Annotated in this window: 7 protein-coding genes; all 7 read left to right on the forward strand. The window is 36.6% G+C overall.

Annotated elements, in window-relative coordinates:
• The first annotated feature begins 269 nt into the window (after window positions 1–269).
• Complete coding sequence (locus tag C1A06_RS14520; protein ID WP_101690875.1) at window positions 270–4298, forward strand: hybrid sensor histidine kinase/response regulator transcription factor; 4029 nt, start codon at window positions 270–272, stop codon at window positions 4296–4298.
• A gap of 161 nt (window positions 4299–4459) precedes the next feature.
• Window positions 4460–6022 carry a sulfatase family protein gene (locus tag C1A06_RS14525; protein WP_101690869.1) on the forward strand — a complete coding sequence of 521 codons (1563 nt, stop codon included), beginning with the start codon at window positions 4460–4462 and terminating at the stop codon, window positions 6020–6022.
• 21 nt (window positions 6023–6043) lie between these two features.
• The gene (locus tag C1A06_RS14530) at window positions 6044–9139 is read left to right on the forward strand and encodes a chondroitinase family polysaccharide lyase (protein ID WP_101690870.1); all 3096 of its coding nucleotides are present in this window, start codon (window positions 6044–6046) and stop codon (window positions 9137–9139) included.
• Window positions 9140–9160: 21 nt separating this feature from the next.
• Window positions 9161–9802: a carbohydrate-binding family 9-like protein gene (locus tag C1A06_RS14535; protein WP_101690871.1), complete on the forward strand. Its 642-nt coding sequence runs from the start codon at window positions 9161–9163 to the stop codon at window positions 9800–9802.
• 4 nt (window positions 9803–9806) lie between these two features.
• The gene (gene glmM, locus C1A06_RS14540; protein ID WP_101690872.1) at window positions 9807–11195 is read left to right on the forward strand and encodes a phosphoglucosamine mutase; all 1389 of its coding nucleotides are present in this window, start codon (window positions 9807–9809) and stop codon (window positions 11193–11195) included.
• A 9-nt stretch (window positions 11196–11204) separates the two neighbouring features.
• A complete protein-coding gene (locus C1A06_RS14545) occupies window positions 11205–12290 on the forward strand; it encodes a phosphotransferase enzyme family protein (protein ID WP_101690873.1) in 1086 nt (361 codons plus the stop codon).
• 22 nt (window positions 12291–12312) lie between these two features.
• Window positions 12313–13168, forward strand: an 856-nt coding sequence (locus tag C1A06_RS14550) for a 6-phosphogluconolactonase (RefSeq protein ID WP_185116852.1), incomplete at its 3' end; no start/stop codon positions are given.

Here is a 13168-nt window from a genome sequence, read left to right on the forward strand (position 1 = left end):
GTACTCTGTTTTTCATTAACGAATGTAATTCGCTTAAATAAAACCATTGTACAAGAGCGTACATTTAACTACCAATAAAATACAACAACTTATTTATCAACAATTTACAAAACACAAAATAAATATTTACCAAGGCCTATATTTTACATACAAAAGATACTATTACACTTTTTCACTCTTATTATCGGGTATAAGTCCTATACATTTACTATCTTCGTTATACTATTTGAAAGATGTAAAAGAATAAGCCAATTTATATACAATTGAATATAAAATATCATCTTATAATATTCTGTATACTGATTTCTCTTTCTATTGGGTTGAAAGGGCAAGATATTAAGTTTCGACATTTGAGTACAAATGACGGATTATCTCATGTTTCTGTCTTAACACTTTTCATGGACGAAAATCACCAGATTTGGATAGGTACAAGAGAAGGACTAAATAAATACGATGGTCTAAACATTGAATCATATAAGTTGCAAGAGAATAACCCTCGTAGTTTATTTTCGAATAATATCCAAAAAATAACTGGAGACAGAAATGGCAAACTGTATATATTATCTACAGAGGGAATAAGCAAGTACCATATCAACAAAGATGAATTTTCGATTCTATGGGAAGATAGCGACATAAAGTCACTTTACCACTCTGATAAACTATATGTAGGACGAGGTAAAAGCATTTACCTATACAATAATGACAAAAATGAATTTTCCCAAGTATACACTTTACCGAGTGAAGCTTCTTCGATATCTAGCCTATTCATAGATAGCAAAACAGAGAAAATTTATGCTGGTACTAATGTTGGGCTGTATACAATAGGAAAAGACAATCACATTGAATACAAAATAAAAACGAGCAGTTTAATCTCAGACATATACAAAGATGAAGATGGCGATATATGGGTTTCGAGCTGGAATGATGGTCTATTCTGCATAACAGACAACAAAACATTCCAACTCACTCATGATCCGAATAATAAGAACAGCATCGCATCTGACTTTGTAAGAAGCTGCTGCCAAGATAACCAGGGTAATATTTGGATTGCAACCTTCCATGGACTGGATAAATACAACAAAAAAACGAAAAGAATAACACACTATAAACCAAATAATAAAAACGATGGCTTAAGTCACTCTTCTGTCTGGAGCATTATCAAAGATCATCAAGGCACATTGTGGTTAGGAACTTATTTTGGAGGAGTGAATTATTTTAATCCCGAATACCTTATATATACCCAATATGAACAAAGCGACGTTCTAGAAGGGGGATTAAGTTCACCGATTGTTGGCAGGATGACTGAAGACGGAAAGAATAATTTATGGATTTGCACCGAAGGAGCTGGCGTGAATGTACTAAATCGAGAGACGGGTACATTCAAATGGTATCTTCCTAAAAGTAATGGAGAAAACAGTATATCTCACAATAATGTAAAAGCCATATATTATGATAAAAAAAATAATGCAATGTGGTTTGGAACACATCTGGGAGGACTCGATAGGCTAGATCTAAACAGTGATCGATTCACGAATTACAAACACAACTATGATAATCCGAAATCTATTCCATCTAATATTGTCAGGGATATAGTACCATATAATAATAAGTTATTACTTGCAACTGACAATGGAATTGGACTATTCGATATAAAATCAGGAGAATGCGTCCCCCTTTTTGATGAAAGTAAACAAAACCAAACGATAAAAGATGTATTGGATTTACATCTTGATCACCTTGATAATCTATGGATTTCGGTTGCTGGCGAAGGTGTATATAAATATAATCTAGAAACGAAAGAACTAACTAACTATAGGCACAGGCCCAATGACATCAAAAGCCTAAGCAACAATAATATAAATAGTATTGCTCAGGATAGTCGCAATCTACTATACTTCTGTACATCTGGCAGGGGCATAGATGTTTTCGATTATGAAACCGAAACATTTAAAAACTATAATTCTGAAAAGAATAATTTAATTGGCGACTTTGTTTACAATATACAAGAAGCAGCCCCTGACGATTATCTAATTATAACCAATCGGGGATTTTCGAGACTAAACCCACAAACAGGTGAATTTCACAACTATAATCAAAGAAACGGATTCCCTTTATCAATGATCAATGACAATGCGATATTTCTGACATCCGATAAAGAAGTTTTCCTGGGAGGCGTTGATGGATTGGTTTCTTTTTATCTGAAAAATTTAAATTTTAGTCCTAAAAAATACGACATTCGTTTTAGTCGGCTATATGTAAACAACAAAGAAGTAAAAGCCAACGATAATACCAATATCCTGACTCAGGCGTTTTTAAACACATCAGCTATAGAACTAAAATCAAAATATAACATCTTTGAGATCGAAGTATCAACTACAAACTATATTCCTTCCAATCGAGAGGGGCTGCTCTATCAGCTAAAGGGTTTCTCTGATGAATGGATGCCCTTACGTAGCTCTAGAATTACATTTACAAATCTAAATGCGGGGAATTACAAGCTTTTGGTAAAGAGTAATAACGAGTTGCAATCGCATACAAAGATGATAGAATTGGATATTAATATATTACCTCCAATATATAGGAGTCCATGGGCCTATCTATGTTATGTAATACTATTTTTCTTAATCCTAGTTTACCTCGTTAGATCTCATGACAAACGTATTAAACTACAAGCTTCGTTGGCATACGAACAAAAGCACTTGCAAGATGTAGAAAAGTTAAACCAATCGAAGCTACGTTTTTTCACTAATATATCACACGAATTTAGAACTCCATTAACGGTCATTGTCGGGCAGCTTGAATATCTGATTAATAACCATAACTTCACAAGTGATATTTATAATAAGATACTTAGTGCTTATAAAAACAGCATACAGATGAAAGACTTGATTTCTGAATTATTAGATTTCAGAAAACAAGAGCTGGGGCATATGACCATATCTGCATCAGAACATGATATCGTTCAGTTTCTAAAAGAAAACTATATATTATTCGAAGAATATGCAAGAACAAAGAACATAACCTTCACCTTCGATTCAAATGTCGAAAGATTAAATGTTTGGTACGATAATAGACAGCTGCAAAAAGTAATAAATAATCTCTTATCAAATGCATTCAAACATACTCCTGATCAAGGATCAATAAAACTAAGTGTACAATCTGAAAATAATAATTGTATGATTTCAGTTTCTGACACAGGAATAGGGATCAAACAGAAAGATATAGATAAAATATTCAATAGTTTTTACCAAGTTGACGATTATGAAAATTCAGGTAGTGGCATAGGCTTAGCCTTATCAAAAGGAATAATTGAACTGCATGGAGGCTCTATTGTAGTTGAAAGTGAAATACAAAAAGGGTCTACTTTTAAAATTGTCTTACAGCTAGGTAATAAACATTTCTTACCAGAACAATTAGCTGTACAAGACACAAGTCAAAACACAATAGATCAAGAAGCTATAAATATTTTAAAGAATTTCTCGTATCAGAATTCAGAGGTATCTACTAGCCTAAAAAATGCTTCTAATTCGAAAATATTGATAGTAGAAGACAACGATGATCTAAGAAATATGCTTGTCGATGTATTTGCTCCATTTTATACAGTCATCGATGCTCCCGATGGAAAAACCGGGCTTGACCTTGTGTATAATGAAAGTCCGGACATTATTGTCAGCGATATTGTTATGCCAAATATGACAGGTATAGAACTTTGTAAAATAGTTAAATCGGACATCAATATATGCCATATTCCGCTAATACTACTTACTGCAAAAACCTCTATCGAACATAATCTTGAAGGTCTTGGTATAGGTGCTGATGACTACATAACCAAACCTTTCGATGTAGAAATACTTATATCAAGATGTAATAATCTGATAAATAGCCGTAAACTTTTACAACAAATATTTAGCACTCGACTAGATGAAGATGTAGATCCGGTACAACTGGCATCTAACACCCTAGACCAAAAGTTAATAGAGCAAGCCAAAGCTATAATCGAAGAGAATATGGATAATATTGACTTTAGTATTGTCGATTTCTCGAAAAAAATGGGTATGTCCAGAACAAATCTCTTCACTAAAATGAAAGCACTTACAGGGCAAACTCCAAACGCATTCATTATGACTATGCGACTAAAGAAAGCAGCTTCATTATTGAAGAGTCGTCATGACCTAAATATATCCGAAATATCAATTATTACAGGATTTAATACATCTCATTACTTCAGTAAATGTTTTAAAGATGTCTACAAACAAACGCCAACAGAGTATAGAGAAAGCTTTATAAAACAGTCTTAAACAAAGTACTTATATTTACTGTCATCTAAGCACTTATACTATATTATACAAATGTTGTACTATTTTACACAAGCATAACTTTTATAATATAGTACCTTAGTATGTCGAATAAATTTGGTTAGATTTAATACCGTAATTATATTTTCACATACCAACGTAGAATGAGAAACAATCTTACAATAAAAAAAGCTATATTCGGAAGTCTTGGTGCACTATCATTGGCCTCTTGTACAAATAAACCAGCTCAACAAGAACAACTTATGCCAAATGTTATTTATGTATTCCCGGATCAATTCCGAAATAGCGCTTTGTCTTTTTGGAATGAAGATGGATTTAATGACAAAGTAAGTTTTAGAGCTGATCCCACACATACACCTATTCTGAATGAATTCGCCAAGGAATCCGTAGTATTAAGCTCTGCAATAAGTAATTTCCCTCTAAGCAGTCCTCACCGAGGAATGTTATTGACTGGTATGTATCCTGATCGTAGTGGAATTACTCTAAATTGCAATAGCGAACGCCCCTATTCGACTCTAAACAAAGAAGCTGAAACTATTAGTGATGTATTTTTTAAAGCGGGTTATGATTGTGGATATATAGGAAAATTACACGCTGATACTCCTACTAAAAACGATCCGGACAGACCAGGCAAGTATGTTGAAGACCAGATTCCTGCATGGGATGCATATACAGCTCCTGAAGATCGCCATAATTTCAATTATTGGTACAGCTATGGGACGTACGATGTTCATAAACAACCTCATTATTGGGATACAGAAGGTAAAAGGCACGAAATTCGGGAATGGTCGCCAAAGCACGAAGCTGATAAAGCGATAGAATATATTGCAAATAAAAGTAATGTAAGAGATTCTAAGAAGCCATTCTTCTTAATGGTGTCTATGAATCCTCCTCATGGGCCATACAGCTCACTGGACGATTGCATGGAAGAGGATTACAACCTATATAAAGACATGCCTATTGACAGTTTATTAGTACGTCCAAATGCTGATAAATCAATGGATAAGGCAAAGGCGTCCACTGCATTTTATTTTGCATCAGTAACAGGCGTAGACCGCGAATTCGGCCGAATTCTGAAAGCACTAAAAGAACAGGGATTAGACAAAAATACAATTGTTATTTTTGCATCCGATCATGGGGAAACTATGTGTAGTCAGGGTACTGATGACCCAAAAAATTCGCCTTATAGCGAAGCGATCAACATTCCTTTTATTGTCAGATATCCTGATAAATTAAAGCCAAAAGTTGACGACTTATTACTTTCATCACCCGATATAATGCCTACAATACTTGGCTTAAGTGGATTGGGCGAACGTATACCACAATCAGTTGAAGGGAAAAACTATGCATCAATATTGCTAGGAGAAAAAGTTGATATCAAACGTCCGGATAAAGCTCTTTATATGCAGAATATTAATGGAGAAAGAAATGCTGAAGGCTACGTCATCAATTATTTTCCAAATGCCAGAGGCATCAAGACAAAAGATTATACTTTAGCTATTTACATAGATAAAGAGACAAGAAAAATAACAAAAACACTTTTCTTCGATGATAAAAAAGATCCATATCAAATGAAGAATTTGGATATCAAGCAAAACAAAGACGTTTTCGAAAAGCTATGCGCAAATATGGCTGATTTGCTGAAAGAAACAAATGATGCTTGGTACAGAGAAAAAATATTGTCTGATATTATACCTTATAATTAAGCTTAAAATTGATTGCCATCCATGAAATACAGATCTACTATATTACTTTCAATACTACTGCTTAGCTATGTAAATATATTTGGAACAAATATTCAGGATATAATTAAACATGATCGTTTACTGTCCTTTGAAGATAAATATATTCCTTCATATATTACAGCTAAAGACTCTAAAGTTAATATCAGCACGGCGCATTATAAAGATGGTAACCAATCGTTAGAATGGAACTACCAAGCAAATTCTGAGCTGATTTTAAAAAAAGATCTTCATTTCGAAAATAAAGATCCAAAAGGTATTGACACATATCTATCTACTTTTACTGTATGGATATATAACCCGAAAGCAAATGCAAATACACTTGAATTCGAATTTCTAAAAAATGGAAAGCTTTGTACTTCATTTTCATACAATATCAATTTTGAGGGATGGAGAGCGGTTTATGTGTCATACGAAAGAGACATGGAAGGCACACCTGAAGAAGGGATGAATGAAATAATCATCAAGGCTCCCAAAGAATCAGGCAAGCTATATTTCGATATGCTAGTTACTGCTGCTAAAGCGGATCATCGTCATCATACTGCAGATATTCACCAACCATTTGTTAATAAGACAAGTATGAATCACTGGCTGACTATCTATAAAAACTCACAAATACAGCCAGATGAAGCTCTATACAAAGCGCAGCTTTCAGCTCAAGAAAGAGAAGAAATAGCAGAAATGGAAAATAGATTACGTGGGTTAATTATTACTCCTGTAAAAGTTACGGATAAACTTGTTTCAACTTTAGAAGGGCGATTCAGTAAATTCCAAATTAAAAATAATAATGGTGTAATTACAGGACTTCCACTATTTTACATATATTATGTAGAGATTTTTGAACGCATTTTACCAAACTATTCTAGCTCCTATCATCGTCAAAAAGGTCAGGAATTCAGAGATTACTTTAATCTAATGCTACAGATAGCAAATGCCTATTCCAATACTCAGAATGCGGATCATAAAGAAAAACTAAAGAATATATTTCTTATGATGTATGATCATGCTAAAGATCAGGGAGTATATTATGGCAGTAACATGGGTAATTTCACTCATTATGGATATAGCTTCCGTAATTTTTTCACATCTTATTTTCTTATGAAAGAAGTATTGAAAGAAACGAATAGACTTAACGAGTCGGCAAAAGCTCTACAATGGTATGCACAAACGAATGAAACATTTATCAGACCAGTAAAAAATGGAATTGATATGGATTCATTCAACACCCTCTCTATGGGGCGCATATGTAGCATTTTGATTATGGAAGACTCTCCAGAAAAGGCTCAATACATCAGAGCTTTTAGTAGATGGATAGACACAGGCTGTAAACCGGCTCCGGGTTTAGATGGAGCTTTCAAAGCAGATGGCAGTGCCTTTCACCATCGCAACAACTACCCTGCTTATGCAGTTGGAGGACTGGATGGCGCAACCAATATGATTTACATATTAAGTAGAACCTCGTTCGCTGTTTCTGAATTAGGGCATAAAACTGTAAAAAATGTATTGTCAACTATGCGATTCTATTGCAACACGACTCATTTCCCGTTATCTATGTCTGGACGACATCCTGATGGAAAAGGACAACTTGTGCCAATTCATTTTGCAAGAATGGCTACAGCAGGTACACCTGATGGAAAACAGCCAATAGATCGGGATATGGCAGCGGCATACATCCGACTTACTGCAACATCGAATACAGAAGAGCAACCTGAATATATGCCAAAATCTAATAAAGAAGAGCAGGAAAGGATGTTAAAACTGTTCGCTGAGAATGGAATTGTAGCAGAGGATAATCCACAAGGAAATATAGCTTTGGGATACGGAGCAGTATCTGTTCAACGTCGCAATAATTGGTCGGCTGTCGTTAGAGGTCATTCTCGCTATTTATGGGCTGCTGAGCATTATAGAGGAGCAAATCTGTATGGACGTTATTTAGCTCATGGCAGTATGCAAATATTAACCGCCAAAGAAAACGAACGTGTAACACCAGCTAGCAGTGGATGGATTCAGGAAGGTTTCGATTGGGGCCGAATTCCTGGAACTACAGCGATTCATCTCCCAATTGAACAGCTAAAAGCCAATGTTTTGAATGTTGACAAATACTCTGGTTACGAAGAGATGCTATTCTCCGATGAATCTTTTACCGGAGGTTTATCTCATAGAAATATGAACGGTTTATTTGCAATGATATTACACGAACACGACAAATATAATGGTTCGCATCGTGCTCGTAAATCATTCCACTTTTTCGGTAATCGCATAATCTGTTTAGGATCTGATATTGAGAATACAAATACAGATTATAATACAGAGACAACAGTGTTTCAAGTTGCAGCAACAAATGAAACTGATAAAGAATATTGGAACAATTATAAAATAGATAACGAATATTGGGTTGATCAACTTGGTACAGGATATTTTATACCTAATAACAAGACGAATGTTGTAGTATTTGAGAAAAATTTCCCTCAAATATCAAGATTTCAAAATTCAGGCGAAATAAGTTCAGGAAATTGGGTAAATTTGGTTCTTAATCATGGTAAAGGACCTAAAGGAGCATCATACGAATATGTAGTTCTTCCTCAGACTGAGTTCAAGCTGAAAGATAAAAAAGCGATAAGAAATTCTTATGAAATTATGCAACAAGATCAAAATGCACATATAGTAAAAGATAAATTATCAAACATAACATCTTTCGCCTTTTTTGAGACTCCTAAGGCATTACCTCAATCAATTATTACAGCCGTAGACACAACATGTCTGCTAATGCTAGAAGAGATTGATATGAACACTATAAATATGACAGTTTCGAATCCTGATTTAGCTTTATATCGAGGAACTGCGGATGAAATATACGATGATCAGGGAAAAAGAATCGAAAGAAGTATCTATTCTCGTCCATGGATCAGTAACGAGAGTCAAGAGATTCCCGTAACTATAACTCTGAATGGTCAATGGGCTGTAAAAGAGAATGACGGATTTATTATCGTAAATATGCAAAAAGGCAAAACAGTTCTCACATTCAAATGCAAAGACGCTGCATCAATTAATGTAGAATTGAACAGAATAGAGAAGAATTAAAGACAAAATACTAGAATTAATATGAAAACACTAAATGTCGAAAAAATAGCTACGATAGCTCATGCTTCAGAGATATCTGGATATTTTGACCAGAAATCGCTCGAGAGCCATTTGGTATCAATAGTTAATTGGAATGAGTACCCCTATAAACCGGAAGTAAAATTCCGTATAGCTCATGATGGAGAGAGTATATATATCAATTGGAAAATTAATGAAGAAGAAATCAAGGCTGTATGCGAAGAAGACCAAGGCGAAGTATGGAAAGATTCTTGTGCCGAATTCTTTGTCTCATTCAATGATTCTCCTATATATTACAATATAGAAAGCAATTGTATAGGTAAAACATTAGTAGCTACGGGTATTGATAGAAATGACAGGACACCAGTACCTGCTCAATATCTGGATAAGGTACAACGTTACTCTAGCCTTGGAAACAAAGCTGTACACCAAACTGCTGGAAATTGGGAACTTTCGTTGATTATACCTAAAGAGCTTTTCTATTTAGACAAAATTAATGACCTATCAGGTATTACTGCTCATGCTAATTTTTATAAATGCGGAGACGATTTAAAACAACCGCATTTCCTTTCATGGAATCCGATAGACAATCCGACTCCAAATTTTCATTTATCTAACTTTTTCGGAAAACTTCAATTTAAATAAACCAATGACATTAATCAAATCCATATCGGGCATCCGCGGAACCATTGGCGGATCAGTAGGGGAAGGCCTTACTCCCCTTGACACAGTTAAGTTTGTATCAGCCTATGCTGCCTTTATCAAGAAGACAACGACAGTAAGTTCCAACAAAATCGTAGTTGGTCGTGATGCCCGCATCTCGGGTAAAATGATGGAACAACTTGTAGTCGGTACACTTATCGGCTGCGGCTTCGATGTAGTCAACATCGGCCTTGCCACAACACCTACAACCGAAGTAGCCGTAGCGATGGAAGGAGCCAGCGGAGGTATTATCCTTACAGCCAGCCACAACCCCAAACAATGGAATGCCCTTAAACTTCTGAACGAAAAAGGCGAATTCCTCAATGCTAAGGAAGGCGAAGAAGTTCTTCAAATCGCTGAATCGGAAGATTTCAACTTTGCCGAAGTTGATTTACTGGGTAAAATCACAGAGAAAGATTATACCGACAAACATATACAAGCTGTCCTTGACTTGGAGCTAGTAGATGTAGAAGCTGTAAAAAATGCAGGCTTTTCAGTTGCTATCGATTGCGTTAACTCAGTTGGAGGAATTGTAATTCCTAAACTATTGGAGGCTATGGGTGTTAAAACCGTTGAGAAGCTGTATTGTACCCCTGACGGACAATTTCCTCACAATCCCGAGCCATTGAAAGAGCATCTGGGAGATATATCTGCTTTGATGGCAAAAGGAAACTACGATGTAGGTTTTGTCGTTGATCCTGACGTTGACCGCCTTGTAATTATGTGTGAAGACGGCGAGATGTTCGGCGAAGAATATACTTTGGTAGCAGTAGCCGATTATATATTGCAACACACACCGGGCAACACCGTATCGAATCTAAGTTCAAGCCGCGCATTGCGCGATGTGACACGTAAATACGGCTGCGAATACAATGCATCAGCCGTAGGTGAAGTGAATGTAACTACGCTGATGAAACAAACCAATGCAGTTATCGGTGGTGAAGGCAATGGCGGAATCATCTACCCTGCCAGTCACTATGGACGTGACTCATTGCTTGGTATTGCTCTTTTCTTGACTTATCTGGCTAAAGAGAACAAAAAAGTAAGCGAAATACGTGCTTCCTATCCTCAATACTTCATGGCTAAGCAGAAGATTGAACTGACGCCGGATGTTGATGTAGATACAATCTTAGCTACCATCAAAGATAAATACAAAGAATTTGAGATTACAGATATCGATGGCGTGAAGATCGATTATCCTGATAAATGGGTACACTTGCGTAAATCAAATACAGAGCCAATTATCCGTATCTATTCTGAAGCGCACAGCGTACAGGAAGCAGAAGATGCAGGCAAAGCAATTATCGAAGTAATCAAAACGTTAACCGGAAAATAATCAATCATTATGAATAACAAACTGGCTGAAATAGCAAGTAAATTTAACTTCGAAGGCGAAGTCAAGCATGTGCGTCCACTCGGAGAAGGACTTATCAACGATACTTATTTTGTTGAGACAACAGCAGATACGCCCAATTATATCCTTCAGCGCAAGAATGGCAATATCTTTAAGAATATCCCTGCCATGATGGATAATATTCATAAAGTAACCAGCCATCTGAAGAAGAAAATCGAAGCTGTTGGTGGTGATCCTATGCGTGAGGCGATGACTTTAGCACATACAACGGATAACAAACTATACTATACCGATGAAGAAAATGAATACTGGACAGCATGTGTATTCATCGAAGATACCATAACTCATCAATATGCTTCATCATTGGAACTGGCTTATCAGGGTGGTAAAGGTATCGGTAAGTTTCAGGCTTTACTATCGGATATGAAAGAGCCGCTGGAAGATATCCTGCCGGGCTTCCATAACATACGCTTTCGTTTTGACCAATGGGATGAAGCAGTAAGTAAAGACAAAGCAGGCCGAGTTAAAGATTTGGCAACAGAGATCGGCTGGATTGAAAAGTACAGAGCTGAAATGCTTGATTTCTGGGTAAAAGTAGAGAAAGGAATTATTCCTACACGCGTTACTCACAATGATACTAAGATCAGTAATATCCTTTTCGATCAGGATGACGAAGTATTATGTGTTATCGACTTGGATACAGTACTGAACAGTACTTGTCTGAACGATTACGGCGATGCTATTCGTTCTTATGCCAATGCCGGTCTGGAAGATGACCGTGATACAAATAATGTATTCTTAAGAATGGATGTGTTTGAAAATTACACAAAAGGATATTTATCGGAAGCTAAAGCGTTCCTGACGCAACCGGAAATTGATAATCTTGCTTTTTCAGCAAAATACATCACTTACGAGCAAACTCTTCGTTTTCTGATGGATTATATTGATGGTGATACATATTACAGAACAGCATACGACAAGCATAATCTGGTACGTACGCATGCTCAGTATAAACTATTACAGTCCATCGAAGAGAATTTCGATAAAATGGAAAGTATTATTAAAGAACTAGTATAACAACCACCAAATAGTATTAATTATGCGATTAGATTTAAGTTCCCAGATTGTATTAGACCGCGTCCCACAGCGCTACTACAAATCTGACAATGAGTTTGAGCTTTCCGCTCTGTCTCGTTTCGAGAAAGTCACCACTAATATTTACGAATCATCCGTTGAAGCTTCATTGGAAGTAGCCCGTGAGATTGCTTCGCGTATCCGCAGCAAGCAGGCTAAGAACGAGCAGTTTGTACTTGCCTTGCCCGGCGGGCACTCACCGCAGACCATCTTTCAGGATCTGATCCGTATGCACAAAGAAGAAGGGCTGAGCTTTGAGAACGTTATCGTTTTCAACATCTATGAGTTCTACCCGCTTTCACCTCAATCGGCTAGCAACCTTGCTGTCTTGAAAGAGACTTTCCTTGACCACGTCAATATCAAGCCCGAAAATATCTACTCTCCCGATGGACAAGCACCACAGTCCGATATCCTTGACCACTGCCGCAACTTCGAAGAATCGATCGACAAGGCAGGCGGTATCGACTATGCATTGCTAGGCCTTGGCCGTGCCGGAAACATCGGTATCAACATCGCCGGTTCGAGCTTGAACTCGAATACCCGTATGGTTATTCTGGACGTTCAGTCGCGCAAAGAAGCCGTTAACACCTTCGGATCAATGGATAACGTACCTATGAGTGCTATCACGATGGGTATCGCAACACTGATGCGTGCCCGCGAAATCGCATTGATTGCTTGGGGAGAAGACAAAGCCAAAGCTATCAAAAACGTCGTAGAAGGCGTATTGAGCGATGCTACACCCGCTTCATGTTTACAAGCTCATGCTAATGCTCGTATCTATACAGATCTTAGCGCAGCTTTCGAACTTACACGTATCAGCC

This window comes from Dysgonomonas massiliensis (assembly GCF_900240225.1).
In the GTDB taxonomy this organism is placed as follows: domain Bacteria; phylum Bacteroidota; class Bacteroidia; order Bacteroidales; family Dysgonomonadaceae; genus Dysgonomonas; species Dysgonomonas massiliensis.

Excerpts from the sequence above, each read along its gene's own strand:
- glmM (WP_101690872.1), top strand. The coding sequence starts at position 9,807 with ATGACATTAATCAAATCCATATCGGGCATCCGCGGAACCATTGGCGGA.
- C1A06_RS14545 (WP_101690873.1), top strand. The coding sequence starts at position 11,205 with ATGAATAACAAACTGGCTGAAATAGCAAGTAAATTTAACTTCGAAGGC.
- C1A06_RS14525 (WP_101690869.1), top strand. The coding sequence starts at position 4,460 with ATGAGAAACAATCTTACAATAAAAAAAGCTATATTCGGAAGTCTTGGT.
- C1A06_RS14535 (WP_101690871.1), top strand. The coding sequence starts at position 9,161 with ATGAAAACACTAAATGTCGAAAAAATAGCTACGATAGCTCATGCTTCA.
- C1A06_RS14530 (WP_101690870.1), top strand. The coding sequence starts at position 6,044 with ATGAAATACAGATCTACTATATTACTTTCAATACTACTGCTTAGCTAT.